This window comes from Luteipulveratus halotolerans, from assembly GCF_001247745.1.
Lineage (GTDB): Bacteria > Actinomycetota > Actinomycetes > Actinomycetales > Dermatophilaceae > Luteipulveratus > Luteipulveratus halotolerans.
The window spans coordinates 473,483-488,273 of record NZ_LAIR01000002.1 but is presented as its reverse complement, the minus strand read 5'-3'; the positions used below and the strand labels follow the sequence as shown (position 1 = coordinate 488,273).

Here is a 14,791-nt window from a genome sequence, read left to right as displayed (position 1 = left end):
CAGCCGCACCTTGGAAGCATTCAGCGCAGTCGCTCCACCACCGATCGGTGGCGCCTACACCAGGGACGAGGCCACACTCCGTGACCAGCACGACTCGCACAGCCCAGAACCCGACCGCACGCGCCCGACGCACGCCCCGCCGCGGGCTCGCGCTGGGCGCCGCCGCCGTGGGCGCAGGCCTCCTGGCCCTCACCCCGATGAGCTCGGCGTCGGCGGCGACGTACGCCCTGAGAGCCGAGGTGCCCGGCGCCACCGGGACGGCGACGATCACCTGGACCGTCAAGGACGAGGCGCCTGTCATCTCCTACAAGATGACGGCGTACGACACCGCGCGCGACGGCAAGTCCGCCTCGGTCCGTGCGACGGTCTACCGCACCAACGGCAACATCGTGACGGGCTGGGTCACGGCGTACGGCGTGGGTCAGCCGCGCACGTGGACGACCAGCGGCTACGCGTTGTCCGTCAAGGGGATCCGGCTCCAGGTCTGCACTCACCGCAGCGGTGTCGCCGTGCAGTGCGCCTACTCTGCGTACGCCGACAACCCCTACACCTGACCGGGCCAGGGGGCGGTGCGGTCGTACCGCACGCCCCCAGCCCCTGAAACGGGTCGCGCGACTGCTCACTCCCTGGTCGACTGGCTCTCATGACCAGCAGTGATCTGTGGGACGCCGAGACCGCCGCGAGGTACGACGAGGGCTCGGCCTCGATGTTCGAGCCGTCCGTCCTCGACCCCACCGTCGACCTGCTCGCCCGGCTCGCCGGCGACGGACCGGCGCTGGAGCTAGCTCGCGATCGGCACCGGCCGGGTCGGCGTACCCCTGCTGCGGCGCGGCGTCCCCGTGACCGGCATCGAGCTGTCGGTGTACCGGCTGGACTCCTGATGGCCACCCTCGACGACGTGCTCGACCTCGGCTCCTCGCTGGAGCGGTCGTACACGGCCGTCGTGCGAGGGCGGCTGAAGTTCAGGGTGAAGCAGATCGTCTACGTCGCCTTCTCGCTCGACGAGACCGAGATGGGCTTCGGCTTCCCCAAGGAGGAGCGGGAGGCGATGGTCGGCGCGCGGCCGTCGGCTTTTCATCTCCCGCGCGAGTCGGACCTGCGGTTCCACTGGATCGAGTCCGACCTCGCCGCCCTCGACCCGACCGAGGCGCGCGAGCTCGTCGTCGATGCCTGGCGGATGGTGGTGCCGCAGAAGGTGTGGCGCGCGTACGACCTCACCCACCCTGACGGGCCTGGTCCGCCTCCCGTGTCTGCTGGGTGAGGCCCGTCGGCGCTCTCGCTGGTCGAGCCGGGCCTCCGCCGGTCGACCCGGGCGAGCCGGGCCTCCGCCGGTCGAGCCGGGCGAGCCCCACAGGGCAAGCCCGCGTCGAGACCACGGTGACCGCGGACGAGCACCCAGCCCCCGTCGTACCGCGCGAAATCCTGCATCCACAGCACTTCTCGCGAACTCCTGCACGGCTCCCGACTGTGCGATAGAGTCGTACAGACGTTCGAAGGCGAGAGGTGGGGAGGGCCGCATGTCGACGACCGACCAGGTCGATGAGCCCGTGCTGTCGCTCGCCGGCCTCCCCGTTCACCTCGCCGCGTGGATGACCGAGATCGTCCATGCCGCAACAGCTTCGGGCGGCATGGCCCGCCACTGCACCAGCGCTGACAGCACCGCAGGGGGCGACGACGCGTATGCCGCCGCCCGAGCCTCCTCCGGCGCTCTGATCACCGCTGCGCAGGGTGTGCAGGCGTGGGCCGAGAGCGTCGAGATCGAGGCGACACGAGCACTGCTACGGGCGGTCGAAGACGATCCCGGCCTCGATCTCGGCCAGCACGAGGCGCGTTCGACCCGACAGACCCAGGCGGCGCTGGCCCGCACCGCGGCGGCCACCGATGTCCAGCTGCTCACCGGTCGGCCGGTCACGCAGTGTCGCGATCGGGTGGCCCTCGCCTCGGCGACGCGTGAGCGCGCCGGCTATCTCCGCGCGCGGATGGCCTCCGGCACGCTCAGCGCCTGGCGAGCCATCACGCTGCTCAAGGAGACCCGGCACCTCGACCCGCTCACAGCTGACCAGGTCGCACGGCACGTGCTGCGAGTCGCCGGCCCCGCGACGGCGAACACCACCAGCGACGACGGCACGGGCGACGCGGCCGAGATCGCCGCGCTGCTCGAGCGAGTCCCGTTGTCCCAAGCCACTTTTCGCCGTCGCCTCGCGCGTCAGCTCGCATTGGCGGAGTCGGAGGTCGAGGCGGCTCGTCGGCGCGCTCGTGACGCCGAGGGTGCACGAGACGCCGACACCCTTGCTCAGCCGTTCGGCATGGCCTGTACGACGATCACGGCGTCCCGCGAGCGCGCGTTCGCCGCGCAGCGCCGGGTCACCGACCTCGCGCGCCGCGCCCGCGCAGCCGGCGACGCCCGTACCCTCGCTCAGCTGCGCTCGGACATCGCGACCGACCTGCTGATCCGTGGCCAGGTCGCCGGTGATGCTCTCCTGAGTGACGCTCCCCCGGCCCACCTGCAGGTCATCGTGCACCTGTCGTCCCTGTTCACGCCCGCCGCTGACGCCCGCGCGGCCGGCGTCGCTGACCACGCCACGTCGTCCGGGCAGGCGGCGAGCGCGGCCTTCGGCACGCCGTCCGGCACGGCGCCTGGCTCGCCGCTGACGAGTGCTTCGAGCCTCGACGGATCTGTGCCCAGCGGGTCCGCACCGGTCGTCGGCGGTGGCGTCGGCGAGGTACCCGGCCTCGGCTTCCTGACCGCTGAGCAGGTGCGCCGACTCGCGTTCGCCGAGGGCACCATCTGGCGCCGTCTGGTCACCGATCCTGTGTCGGGCGCCGTCGTCGACGCCGCGTCCACCTATCGCCCACCCGCCGCGATGCGGCGCCAGGTCCAGGCTCGCGACCAACGCTGCCGCGCACCCGGCTGCGAGCACCCGGCCGTCGAGTGCGACCTCGACCACGCCGTCACCTGGAACGCCCTCACCGACGAACCCTCAGGCGGCGCAACACATCCCGACAACCTGTACGCGCTCCATCGCGGGCACCACAACCCCAAGACACGCGGCTGGTGGCGGTCCGAGCAAGGCAGCGGCGGCATCGTGCGGTGGACGACGCTCACGGGCCAACGCATCACGACGCGCCCGTTCGACCATCACGACCCACAAGAGGTCTGCGGCCCGTCGTCACCGCGCTCGAGCATGGAGCGCGCACTCGCGGCCCTGATCGAGCCGTACGCCGATCCTGTCGCGATGGCGCCCGAGTCAGCAGCCCTCGCAATGGCGCTCACGCCGAGGACGAGGGCCAACCCTCCGCGACGAGCCGCCGCCACTGCGCAGCCTGACAGCTGTCCGCGGGCCGACGATCCGTCACCAGCAGGCGCTGCGAACGCGTCGGGCGGAGCGCCGGTTCAGGTGCAGGTGTTCCAGCCCGCGGAGCCGATCACGCTCGTACGAGCGGGCTCGCCCGACGACGACCCGCCACCGTTCTGAGCCGCGTCCCACCCGACCCTGCGCCGTGTCGAGAGACCCGACGTATGACGGGGCTCTCGTCAGGGCACGGGCCAGGTCGCGCGATGTCCCGCGATCTCGATGTGCGTGGATCCGCCGGAGCACCGCGCCGCAGGCGCGCAGCACTCCCACGGGATCGCGGTCGAGGAGGTCCTGTCCGTGGCGCCCGCTCACCAGGGCGGTCGTCACGGACAGCGCATCAGCAGCCACGACCTCTGGAACGGGCACGACATCGCGCAAGCCCCTGAGCGCCGCCACCTCACGAGCCACACGCACGGAGGCGTCGGGTCCGCGAAACTCCTTGTGCACCAACCCGTTCGAGGAAGAGGTCGAGTTGGTGTAGCCGTGCCTCATACGCACCTCTCGGCGACCGGTGTCACCGGTGTCAGATCGGGACGACCTGGGTGCGACCATCCCAGGCCCCGTGCTCGGACAGCGGCCTGAACCGCAACGTGGTGAACTCGGTGTGGAAGTCCTGACGCTCACGCTCGGCCATCGCGCGCGTGCCGATCCGGATCCGGCACCGAGCCGGTGCCGCTGGTCGCGCCATCACCATGGCCCTCGACCATGTCGCGCATCGCGGTCCCCGAGCGCCACACGCTGAACGTCGAGAACGTCCTCGGCGGCCGGACGGCTGCCACGGCCAGCGTCTGGCCGGGATGATCGCGGACGAGGCGCTCGACGGGGCGGCCCCACGTGAAGAACCTGCCGAGCTGGGAAAGCTTGAGATGGGCGAGCGTCACGGCGACGACCGGCTCCGCGGGGTCCATCGTGCTCGCGTTGAGCGGCAGCCGGTGCAGACCGGTGACCGCGCCCCACCGGCGTACGAGCTCCAGCCGGACGTGCCACCCGCGCGCGAGGTGCCGGCCGAGCGGGTCGGACCCGAGATGGGCCTCCAGCCCCTGCTCGGACTCCCACTGCGCGAACACCGCCATCCGTCGCAGCTGCAGCCGTTCGAGCGAGACGGCAGGTGCACCGAGCCGCATGAGAGACAGGTGCTCGATGTGCGTCAGGCCCGCGATCGGCGGTGCTGTGCGGTGTCGCAGCAGCGCACGCGCAGCAACCCCCGGCGGCACCTCGGCGAGGTGAAAGCTGTGGATCCCCATCACGCGACCGGTTCAGGCCGTGAGGACAACGCCGACCGCCGTGATCGCGAGCTGCAGCAGCGCGACCGGCACCAGGCACAACCAGGCGAACCGCTGCAGCTGGTCCTCACGCAGCCGCGGCCACGACACCCGCATCCAGATGATCAGCACGGCGATCGCGAAACCCTTGAGCAGCGTCCACAACCAGCCGATCCAGTGATCGAGCGGCCCGGTCCAGCCGCCGAGGTAGAGCACCGCGAACAGCACCGACATGACCACGATGCCGGCGTACTCGGCGAGCAGGAAGAACGCGAACCGCAGCCCGGTGTACTCGGTGTAAGGGCCCATGACGACCTCGGAGTCGGCCACCGGCATGTCGAACGGCGGCCGCTGCAGCTCGGCGGTCGCTGCGACCAGGAAGACCAGCGCCCCCGGCAGCTGCCAGATCAGCCACAGCGGTGTCCACGCGTGCGCGATACCGGTGAGCGACAACGTGCCGGCAGCCATCGCGAACGACGCGCACGACAGGATCAGCGGCAGCTCGTACGACACCAGCTGGGCGGCCGAGCGCATCGCGCCGATGAGGGCGTACTTGTTGCCGGACGACCACCCCGCCATCAGCGTGCCGACGGTGCCGACACCGGACACGGCGAGCACGAGCAGCAGCGACGCGGGCACGTCAGCCCCGACGAGCGACGGGGAGAAAGGCACCGCAGCGAGCGCGAGCAGGTAGGCGATCAGCGACACCGCCGGCGCCCACCGGAACGCACCCCGATCGGCCGCCGCCGGGACGATGTCCTCCTTCTGGGTGAACTTCACCCCGTCGGCGATCAGCTGCGCCCACCCGTGGAACCCACCGGCGTACATCGGGCCGAGCCGACCCTGCATGTGGGCCATGACCTTGTGCTCGGTCTGCCCGACGAGCAGCGGCAGCGTGAGGAACGCGATCAGGACGAGCACCGCGTGCCAGACGACGTCGAACCACGACAGGTTGCTCACCGCGGCCCCCAGGACGGGTCGGGTACGCCGGGTGGCAGGTTCTTGCGACGACCGGGCTTGCGCGGGGCGTCACCGGACTCACCCGGGTCCTTGGCTCCCGGCCACGGCTTGGACGCACGCGCGGCCAGCACGAACGACTTGCGCAGCGGTGTGCCGTCGAACCCGTCGGGCAGCAGCAGCGGACGCATCCCGAGACCGGACCCGTCGTCGAACCCGGCGAACTCGATGCCGAACATCTCGTGCGTCTCACGCTCGTGCCAGGCGGCGCCCCGCCACAGCGGCGTGACACTCGGCACGGCTTCACCGTCGGGCACACGCGTGCGTACGAGGGTGCTGCGGACAGCGCCCGGCGTCATGTCGTAGAGGTGGACGACCAGGTCGAACCCCGGCGCCTCGTCACGGTCGGTCTCGTCGACCGCGGTCAACCAGTCGAAGTAGTCGAACCCCTCGGCACGCAGAGCGCGCAGCGTGTCGACCCAGTGCTCGAGATCGCAGTCACGAGAAGGGGTTTCGGCCGCGACGTCGCTCATGCGTCGGACTCCGAGCGCGGAAGGATGCGCGTGGCCCCCGCCTCAGGCTCCTGGACCAGCGGCCGGGTGACGGCGCCGGCGAAGCTGCGCCTGGACGCGTACGAACGGGTCGACAGCCGCTCCTCGGCGATCTTGTCCTGCAGCCGCAGGATGCCGTGCAGCAGCGCCTCGGGCCGCGGCGGGCAACCCGGAACGTAGACGTCGACCGGGATCAGCTGGTCGACGCCCTTGGTGACGGAGTAGGAGTCCCAGTACGGGCCGCCGGAGTTGGAGCAGGCACCGAAGGAGATGACGTACTTCGGCTCGGGCATCTGGTCGTACAGCCGACGCACGGCGGGCGCCATCTTGTCGGTGACCGTGCCGGACACGACCATCAGGTCGGCCTGGCGCGGGCCGGGTGCGAACGGGATCACGCCGAGCCGGATGAAGTCGTGCCGGGCCATCGACGCCGCGATGAACTCGATCGCGCAGCACGCCAGCCCGAAGTTGAACACCCACAACGAGTAGCGCCGACCCCAGTTGAGGACGAGCCGCATCGGCTTGGGCGCGTGGTTGTGCAGGGGCCCGACGCGTGGGGTGGGCAGGTCGACGGTCATCAGCTCGTCACGTCCCATCGGAGCAGTCCGCGTCGTGCGGCGTGCAGCAGCCCCACCAGGATCACCGCGATGAAGATGCCCATCTCGGCCAGGCTCGCCGCACCCAGGTCGGCGTCACGCAGCACCGTCGCCCACGGGAACAGGTAGACCGCATCGACCGCGAAGATCACGTAGAGGAACGCGAACCCGAGGTAGCGCACCTGCGTCTGCGCCCAGTGCAGGCCGACCGGGTCGACACCGGACTCGTACGTCGTGAGCCGCACCGGGTTGGGTGACACGGGCGAGAGCAGCCGGCGCATCAGCATCGCGACGACGAACAGCAGGAGACCGGCGACAGCCACCGCCGCCACCACGAGGTATCCCGCCAGGTTCGCGCTCACCCGGGCAGCCTAACGAGCAGCGAGCCTCACCTGGTGGACCCGCCCGTCATCCGACCTGTCAGGTGTACGCCGGTCGCGCACCTGCGCGGCGACGACCAGGCCCACCGCCCCCACATAGCTCACCAGCCGGGTCGTCGACCAGTCCCACGGCAGGGCCGGAGCGAAGTAGGTCAGCGTCGGCGCGAGGCACAACCACAACCACCGCAACCGGCCGGTCATCGCGACGAGGACCACCAGCAGCAGCGGGTACCAGGGGTAGTTCGGGGTCGTCAGCGCGAGGTACAGCCCCACCGCCGTGACCGCCGTACACTCCGGCCGCTCGGCATCGCCCCACCACCACAGCGCGAGCAGCCCGCCCGCGAGCAGCAACGGGGTGACCACGGCCGCCGCTGCGTCGCCGACGAGCAGGCCGGTCACCAGGTAACGCCCGCCGTCGGCGTACTCCTCCTCACGCAGATAGCCCGGCAGGTAGCCCAGCACTGCGGGTCCGACGGCGACGACGTGCGGCAGATAGCCGAGCACGAGCACCGTGAGCGCTCCGGCCGTCATCCGCGACGGCCGGCGCCCCGCCGTGGCGAGCAGGACGACCGGGAACAGCTTGGTCGCGACCGCGGCCCCGAAGGCCAGCCCGGCGGCGTACGTCCTGCGGCGGTCCAGCGCGAGCAGCCCGAGCACGCTGAGCAGCACGGCGAGCCAGTCGATGTGAGCGTTGTTGGTCGCCTCGACCGCGACCAGCGGGTTGAGCGCCCACACCGCGACCCACCACAGCGGCGTCCCGCGCGTGCGGCTCCAGCGCACGAGCAGCAGTGCCACGGCGAGGACGCCGATCGCTGCGGACACCTGTAGCGGCCGGTGCGAGTCATGGCCGGCGCCGGCCACCCGCATCGCCACGAACGCGTTCTGCGCCACCGGCGGGTAGATCGTGTGGACCGTCGGGCGATTGATCTCGGTGCACACCTCGTCAGCCCGGTGCGCCGGGCACGGACGCTCGGTCGGGAACGCGAACTCGCCACGCAGCGGGGTGAGCTCGGCGTCGACCGGCGCGTACCGGTACGGGTCGGTGCCGCTCAGCTGCACCTTCGCGTCCCAGACGTAGCGGAAGTCGTCGTCGCTGCTCGACGGAGCCGCCGTGAGCGCGACGACCTGAAGGAGCGCGCACCCGCCGAGGAGTACGCCGGCCAGGACTCGTCGGGACAACACGGTGCGGCGCAGCCACCACAGCAGGGCGAGGAGCACCCCGAAGGCAGCCACCTGGGACCAGACCTGCACCGCATGGTCGCCCGGGTGATGCACGAAGACGGTGACGCCGACGACCATCAGGCCGACGAGTCCTCCAGCAACCATCACGCCCCCATCGTCGCCGGTAGAACGAGCGAGATCGACCGGATACCAACGTGTTCCGCACTTCGTAAGGGTCGAATCGGGGCCGTCGGCAGCACGATGGACCCATGCCGCCGACGCTCCCCCGCCTGCCCGATGCCCCACCCTCGTGGTGGCCGTCGTCCGACCCGTGACCGACGCGTGGCCGGCCGCTCACCGCTCGCCTCGGGCTCGCCGTCGGCGTGACCATGCTCGTCTGCTTCGCGACCGGGCTGATCAGCCAATACCACGCGCATCCGTGGGGGTGGCTGCCTCCGCCGGCCTCGCCGGCGTGGGGATACCGCCTCACCCAGGGCGTCCACGTGATCACCGGCATCGCGGCGATCCCGCTGCTGCTGGCCAAGCTGTGGTCCGTGCAGCACCGGCTGCGCCAGTGGCCACCGGTGCGTTCGCTCGTGCACGGCGCCGAGCGTGCGGCGGTCGGGCTGCTCGTCGCCGCAGCGCTGCTCGAGCTGGTCACGGGCTTCCTCAACGTCCTGCAGTACTACCCGTGGCCCTGGGACTTCGTCGCCGTCCACTTCGCGACGGCCTGGTTGCTGGTCGGCGCGCTGCTGGTGCACGTGGCGGCCCAGCTGCCCGCGATCCAGGAGGGGCTGCGCACCCGGCTCTCGTGGTCGCCCGCGAGTGACGCCGTGCTGAGGGCAACGGCCGCGCCCTTCTCCGTAGACGACCATCGAGCTCGCGAGCACCAGCCTGCGCACGCCACGGCGTGCCATCGCTGCCAGCAGCGTGGTCGTGCCGACGTCGTTGTGCGAGGCGTACGCCGGCAGGTCCGCCACGTCGACGCCGCGCCCGACCTTGGCCGCCAGGTGCGCGACGACGTCGACGCGGTGCACCGCGCGCTCGGCCACGTCCGGGTCGCGTACGTCATCACCGTCGACCAGGTCGAGCCGGGTCACGTCGTGACCGGCTGCCGTCGCAGCGTCCACGACGTGCCGTCCGATGAACCCGGCGCCGCCGGTCACGAGCAGTCTCATGTACTCACGCTAGGCGCGAGACCTGTTGGGACACAGCGGGATCGGCCCCGTCAGGCGATCGTTCCGCACTTCGTCACATCCGGTCCCGACGTGACCCACGTCATAATCCCGTGTTGGGTTACCCATTTGACTTCCCGCTGAACGCGTTCTTACCGTAGGCCCAGGTCATGAGACCCAGCGACAAGCCCTGGCTTGCTGGGCGGCAACCCTCACGGACGTGGCGGGGTGCTCCAGGTGACGACCGGGCGCGACCAACCCTCGCGCAAGCACTCCACTCCCGTAGTGGCCGACCTTCGAGGACGCCCATGCACCACCACACGCACCACTCGGCACCGACGACCACCCGTCGTTGCTGCTGTCCGCGCTGCCGCTGACAGGCGCGCCGCACAGCCCTCACGCACCCACCGCAGCAACCCCGCAGGGGTCGGCTGACCCTGCCGTCCTCCCTGCCCGCACCGAAAGGAACCACCATGTCCGAGACCCCGAAAACCCCTGAGAATGTTGACGGTTCGACGCCCGCGCTGCCCGACAAGCCCGGCCGCGGCAAGGGCGCTCTGTTCGGCGCTGCAGCCGCCGGCGTCGTCGTCCTCGTCGCCGCCGGCTTCGCGATCAAGGCCGTCGCGTCCGACGACGACGAGGGCGGCACGCAGACCGTCAGCATCGGGACGACCGAGGCGAGCGCGCCCTACTGGAAGCCGCTGCAGGACCTCGCCGCCAAGCAGGGCATCACCATCAAGGTGGTCAACTTCGGTGACTACACGCAGGCCAACCCCGCCCTCGCGCAGAAGCAGACCGACCTCAACCTGTTCCAGCACCTGCAGTTCCTCGCGACGTACGACGTCGAGGCGGACCAGGACCTGACGCCGATCGGCTCGACGGTCGTCGTACCGCTGGGTGTCTACTCCAAGAAGCACACGGCGCTCAACCAGATCCCCCAGGGCGGCAAGGTCGCGATCCCCAACGACCCGACCAACCAGGCGCGGGCGCTGCTCGTGCTGCAGCAGGCCGGCCTGCTCAAGCTCAAGGGCGGCGGCAACACGCTGTCGACCCCCAAGGACATCGACACCGGCGCCTCCAAGGTCACCGTCGCCCCGGTCGACGCCGCGCAGACCGTGGCCTCGCTGCCGTCTGTCGACGCGTCGGTGATCAACAACAACTTCGCCCTCGACGCCAAGCTCGACCCGAAGAAGGCGCTGTTCAACGACGACCCGAAGCGCCCGGAGGCCGAGCCCTACATCAACGCGTTCGTCGCGCGCGCCGAGGACAAGGACAACCCGACCTACCTCAAGATCGCGAAGCTCTACCACGACCCCTCGGTGATCACGCAGGTCGAGGCGTACTCCAAGGGCACCGCGGTCATCGTCGACAAGCCGCGGGCCGACCTGGTGAAGATCACGGACAAGCTCAAGGCGGACGCGAAGAAGTGACTGAGCACGACGCACTGATCGAGCTGCGGGGCGTCGGCAAGACGTTCACGCGCGGCAAGAGCACCGTCACGGCCCTGCGGGACATCGACCTCGATGTCCCGCAGGGTCGGGTGTCGGCGGTCATCGGTTACTCGGGCGCCGGCAAGTCCACGCTCGTACGCCTCATCAACGGTCTCGAACGCCCCACCGAGGGCAGCGTCGTCGTCGACGGCAAGGACCTGACTTCGTTGAGCGCCAAGGAGATTCGTGAGGTGCGTTCGCGCATCGGCATGATCTTCCAGCAGTTCAACCTGTTCTCCTCACGCACCGTCTTCGGCAACATCGCCTACCCGTTGCAGCTGGCCGGCTGGTCGAAGGAACGGCAGAAGGCACGCGTCGCCGAGCTGCTGTCGTTCGTCGGCCTCACCGACAAGGCGTGGGCCTACCCCGAGGAGCTGTCCGGCGGCCAGAAGCAGCGCATCGGCATCGCCCGCGCGCTCGCGACCAGCCCGCCGATCCTGCTCGCCGACGAGGCCACCAGCGCCCTCGACCCCGACACGACGCAGGACGTGCTGCGGCTGCTGCGCCGGGTCAACGAAGAGCTCGGCGTGACGATCGTGGTCATCACCCACGAGATGGACGTCGTGCGTTCTCTCGCCGATCACGTCGCCGTCCTCGACGGAGGCGTCCTCGTCGAGCACGGCCCCGTCCGTGACGTGATCGCCGCTCCGAGCCACGCGACCACCCGCCGCTTCCTCGACGCGACGCTGCGCACGCGGCCGGGCGACGGCGAGCTGGAGCAGCTGCGGTCGGCGTACGACGCTGAGGTCGTCACCGTGACCGTCGACGACCGGCACACCATCGGTGGTCGGCTCAGTGACCTCGTCCGCCGCCACGACGTGACGTTCGAGCTCGTCCACGGCGGCTACACCGCGGTCAAGGACGACGCCCTCGGCACGTTCACCGTGCTGCTGCAGGGCGACCCCGACGCCGTACGCCGTGCCGCCGCCGACCTGCGCGGCACCCTCGTGGACGGAGACGTCGCATGATCAGCGCCGACACCGCCTGGGGCGAGCTGCGTCCTGTCTTCCTCGACTCGATCCAGCAGACGCTGGTCATGGTGTCGCTGACCCTGCTCATCGGCGGACTGCTCGGTCTCGCGCTCGGGGTACTGCTGCACACCACCCGCAGCGGCGGCATCCTCGCCCACCGGCCCGTCTACACCGTCCTCAACGTGCTGGTGAACCTCGTACGGCCCATTCCGTTCATCATCCTGATCACCGCGATCGGGCCGCTCACGATGAAGGCGATGGGCACCACCATCGGCATCAAGGCGGCGACGTTCGCGCTGATCGTGGCCGCGACGTTCGGCATCTCACGCATCGTCGAGCAGAACCTCGTCTCGGTCGACCCCGGCGTCGTCGAGGCCGCTCAGTCGATGGGAGCCTCGCCCTGGCGGATCATCCGGACGGTCCTGGTGCCCGAGGCGCTCGGACCACTGATCCTCGGCTTCACGTTCGCGTTCGTCGCGGTGGTCGACATGTCGGCCGCAGCGGTCGCGATCAACGGCGGCGGGCTCGGCCAGTTCGCGATCTCCTACGGCTACCAGCGGTTCAACTGGGGTGTCACCTGGGCGGCGGTCGCAGCGATCGTGGTCATCGTGCAGGTCGCTCAGTTCGCGGGCCTGTACGCCGCCCGCCGCGTCATGCGCCGCTGACACTCCGCTGGTTGAGCCGGTCGAGCCCCACAGCGCGAGACCGTGTCGAAACCGAGGTGCCGCTCGGGGAGGGTCTCCCTCGCGGTCGCGGTGGTTTCGACACGGTCCTCGGCTTGCGCCTCGGACCGGCTCAACCAACGGGTGCGGTCTCGACCGCAGGGTCGCCCGGCGCGTAGCGTCGGTTTCATGGCTCAGCGCACTCGGATCGGTCACTACATCGGCGGCGAGCACGAGGCCGGGGGTGACCGGGTCGGACCGGTGTTCAACCCGGCCACCGGCGAGCAGAGCCACGACGTCGCCCTCGCGAGCGCGGACGACGTACGCCGGGCGGTGCAGGTCGCGCAGGACGCCGCGCGTGCGTGGCGTGAGACGCCGCTGGCCAAGCGCGCCGACGCGATGTTCCGGCTGCGGCACCTGCTGACGCAGCATCAGGACGAGCTCGCCCGCATCGTCACCTCCGAGCACGGCAAGGTCGTCAGCGACGCCGCCGGCGAGGTGAGCCGTGGCCTGGAGAACGTCGAGTTCGCCACCGGGCTGCTGACCCATCTCAAGGGCGACCGGTCCGAGCAGGTGGCGCGCGGCGTCGACGTGCATCAGGTCCGTCAGCCGCTCGGTGTGGTCGCCTGCATCACGCCGTTCAACTTCCCGGTCATGGTGCCGCTGTGGATGATCAGCACCGCCATCGCCGCGGGCAACACCGTCGTGCTCAAGCCGTCCGAGCGAGACCCCTCAGCGGCGCTGCGGCTGGCCGAGCTGTTCGCCGAGGCGGGCCTGCCGCCCGGCGTGCTCAACGTCGTCAACGGTGACAAGGAGGCGGTCGACGAGCTGCTCGACAACCCGACCGTGCAGGCGATCTCGTTCGTCGGATCCACGCCGGTCGCGAAGTCGGTCTACGAGCGAGCAGCCAGCAACGGCAAGCGCGTTCAGGCCCTGGGTGGCGCCAAGAACCACATGGTCGTCATGCCCGACGCCGACCTCGACGCGGCCGCCGACGCAGCGGTCTCGGCGGCGTACGGATCGGCCGGCGAGCGCTGCATGGCCGTCTCCGTGCTCGTCGCCGTCGGCGACATCGGCGACGACCTGGTCGACCGCATCCGTGACCGCGTCAGTCGCCTCACCGTCGGCGACGGCACCGACCCGGCCTCCGAGATGGGTCCCCTCATCACCGCGGACGCCCGCGAGCGCGTCACGTCCTACGTCGCGGGCGCCGCCGACGAGGGAGCCACCGTGGTCGTCGACGGCCGTGAGCAGCAGTTCGACGGGGACGGGTTCTTCATCGGCGTCTCGCTCGTCGACCAGGTCAAGCCCGGCATGAAGGTCTACGACGACGAGATCTTCGGCCCGGTGCTGTCGGTGGTGCGTGTGCCGTCGTACGACGAGGCGGTTGCCCTGGTCAACGCCAGCGACTTCGCCAACGGCGTCGCGATCTTCACCCGTGACGGCAAGACCGCTCGCGCGTTCGAGTTCGACATCGAGGTCGGCATGGTCGGCGTCAACGTGCCGATCCCGGTGCCGATCGGTGCGTACTCCTTCGGTGGCTGGAAGCAGTCGTTGTTCGGTGACACCCACATCTACGGGCCCGAGTCGTTCGACTTCTACACCCGCCGCAAGGTCGTCACCACCCGGTGGCCCGACCCGTCCGAGAGCCAGATCAACCTCGGATTCCCCACGCACTGAAGGAGATTCGATGACTGCGGCGACCGACATCCTCAAGGACGGGTTCGAGCGCGTCCGCGACAACGTCGCCACCGTCCTCGACGGCTTGACGCCCGAGCAGGTCCTTGCCCGACCCAGGCCCGACGCCAACTCGATCGGCTGGCTCGTGTGGCACCTCAGTCGTGTCCAGGACTCTCACCTGGCCGATCTCGTGGGCGCCGAGCAGGTCTGGAGCAGTGAGGGTTTCGTCGAGCGGTTCGCCCTGCCGTACGCCGCCGACGCGACGGGCTACGGCCAGAGCAGCGCCGATGTCGGCGCGTTCTCGACCACCGACACGGCCCTCCTGCGGGACTACCAGCAGGCCGCGCACGAGCTCACGCTCACCGTGCTGAAGGACCTCACCGACCAGCAGCTGGGCGAGGTCATCGACCGGCGCTGGGACCCGCCGGTGACCCGTGCCGTACGCCTGGTGTCGGTCGTCGACGACACCGCGCAGCACGTCGGTCAGGCGGCGTACGTCCGCGGGCTGGTCTCCTGACGCACGCGTCACCGGCGAGAAACATCGCCGACA

15 protein-coding genes and 1 riboswitch are annotated in these 14,791 nt (G+C 70.4%); of the genes, 8 read left to right on the top strand and 7 right to left on the bottom strand.

The window, feature by feature from the left end:
• The first annotated feature begins 80 nt into the window (after positions 1-80).
• From VV01_RS02820 to VV01_RS02810, 3 genes are all read left to right on the top strand, one after another.
• Positions 81-554 (top strand): hypothetical protein, encoded by a 474-nt coding sequence (locus VV01_RS02820; protein WP_050668559.1) that lies wholly within the window; start codon positions 81-83, stop codon positions 552-554.
• 89 nt (positions 555-643) lie between these two features.
• Positions 644-1,261, top strand: coding sequence for an MmcQ/YjbR family DNA-binding protein (locus VV01_RS24860; RefSeq protein ID WP_407942884.1), 618 nt, complete (start codon positions 644-646; stop codon positions 1,259-1,261).
• Between the two features lie 256 nt (positions 1,262-1,517).
• Positions 1,518-3,476 (top strand): HNH endonuclease signature motif containing protein, encoded by a 1,959-nt coding sequence (locus VV01_RS02810; RefSeq protein WP_050668558.1) that lies wholly within the window; start codon positions 1,518-1,520, stop codon positions 3,474-3,476.
• A 500-nt stretch (positions 3,477-3,976) separates the two neighbouring features.
• Here VV01_RS02810 and VV01_RS02805 read toward each other — a convergent pair whose 3' ends face one another.
• From VV01_RS02805 to VV01_RS23770, 7 genes are read right to left on the bottom strand one after another with little or no spacing between them, the layout of a single operon-like run.
• Positions 3,977-4,600 carry a hypothetical protein gene (locus tag VV01_RS02805; RefSeq protein WP_231635139.1) on the bottom strand — a complete coding sequence of 208 codons (624 nt, stop codon included), beginning with the start codon at positions 4,598-4,600 and terminating at the stop codon, positions 3,977-3,979.
• Positions 4,601-4,612: 12 nt separating this feature from the next.
• Positions 4,613-5,569, bottom strand: coding sequence for an NADH-quinone oxidoreductase subunit NuoH (nuoH, locus tag VV01_RS02800; protein WP_050671683.1), 957 nt, complete (start codon positions 5,567-5,569; stop codon positions 4,613-4,615).
• Between the two features lie 5 nt (positions 5,570-5,574).
• Complete coding sequence (locus VV01_RS02795; protein ID WP_050668557.1) at positions 5,575-6,108, bottom strand: NADH-quinone oxidoreductase subunit C; 534 nt, start codon at positions 6,106-6,108, stop codon at positions 5,575-5,577.
• On the bottom strand, positions 6,105-6,722 hold the full coding sequence (locus tag VV01_RS02790) for a NuoB/complex I 20 kDa subunit family protein (RefSeq protein WP_071606267.1): 618 nt from the start codon (positions 6,720-6,722) through the stop codon (positions 6,105-6,107). Before VV01_RS02790 ends, VV01_RS02795 begins: the two co-directional genes overlap by 4 nt.
• Entirely contained in the window at positions 6,704-7,084 is a 381-nt protein-coding gene (locus VV01_RS02785) for an NADH-quinone oxidoreductase subunit A (protein ID WP_231635138.1), read from the bottom strand. The genes VV01_RS02790 and VV01_RS02785 overlap by 19 nt, the downstream gene beginning before the upstream one ends.
• A gap of 9 nt (positions 7,085-7,093) precedes the next feature.
• Positions 7,094-8,428 carry a hypothetical protein gene (locus VV01_RS02780; RefSeq protein ID WP_407942932.1) on the bottom strand — a complete coding sequence of 445 codons (1,335 nt, stop codon included), beginning with the start codon at positions 8,426-8,428 and terminating at the stop codon, positions 7,094-7,096.
• A complete protein-coding gene (locus VV01_RS23770; protein ID WP_071606265.1) occupies positions 8,428-9,441 on the bottom strand; it encodes an NAD-dependent epimerase/dehydratase family protein in 1,014 nt (337 codons plus the stop codon). The genes VV01_RS02780 and VV01_RS23770 overlap by 1 nt, the downstream gene beginning before the upstream one ends.
• Positions 9,442-9,604: 163 nt before the next feature.
• A riboswitch (SAM riboswitch) is annotated at positions 9,605-9,716 on the top strand.
• Positions 9,717-9,911: 195 nt separating this feature from the next.
• Here VV01_RS23770 and VV01_RS02770 point away from each other — a divergent pair.
• The 5 genes from VV01_RS02770 to VV01_RS02750 all read left to right on the top strand — a co-directional run bounded on the left by VV01_RS02770 (position 9,912) and on the right by VV01_RS02750 (position 14,758).
• A complete protein-coding gene (locus VV01_RS02770) occupies positions 9,912-10,868 on the top strand; it encodes a MetQ/NlpA family ABC transporter substrate-binding protein (protein WP_050668554.1) in 957 nt (318 codons plus the stop codon).
• Positions 10,865-11,896, top strand: a complete 1,032-nt coding sequence (locus VV01_RS02765; RefSeq protein WP_050668553.1) for a methionine ABC transporter ATP-binding protein — start codon at positions 10,865-10,867, stop codon at positions 11,894-11,896. The genes VV01_RS02770 and VV01_RS02765 overlap by 4 nt, the downstream gene beginning before the upstream one ends.
• Positions 11,893-12,564: a methionine ABC transporter permease gene (locus VV01_RS02760; RefSeq protein WP_050668552.1), complete on the top strand. Its 672-nt coding sequence runs from the start codon at positions 11,893-11,895 to the stop codon at positions 12,562-12,564. Before VV01_RS02765 ends, VV01_RS02760 begins: the two co-directional genes overlap by 4 nt.
• A 186-nt stretch (positions 12,565-12,750) precedes the next feature.
• Positions 12,751-14,241 carry a CoA-acylating methylmalonate-semialdehyde dehydrogenase gene (locus tag VV01_RS02755; protein WP_050668551.1) on the top strand — a complete coding sequence of 497 codons (1,491 nt, stop codon included), beginning with the start codon at positions 12,751-12,753 and terminating at the stop codon, positions 14,239-14,241.
• 10 nt (positions 14,242-14,251) lie between these two features.
• Complete coding sequence (locus VV01_RS02750; RefSeq protein WP_050668550.1) at positions 14,252-14,758, top strand: mycothiol transferase; 507 nt, start codon at positions 14,252-14,254, stop codon at positions 14,756-14,758.
• Positions 14,759-14,791: the final 33 nt, after the last annotated feature.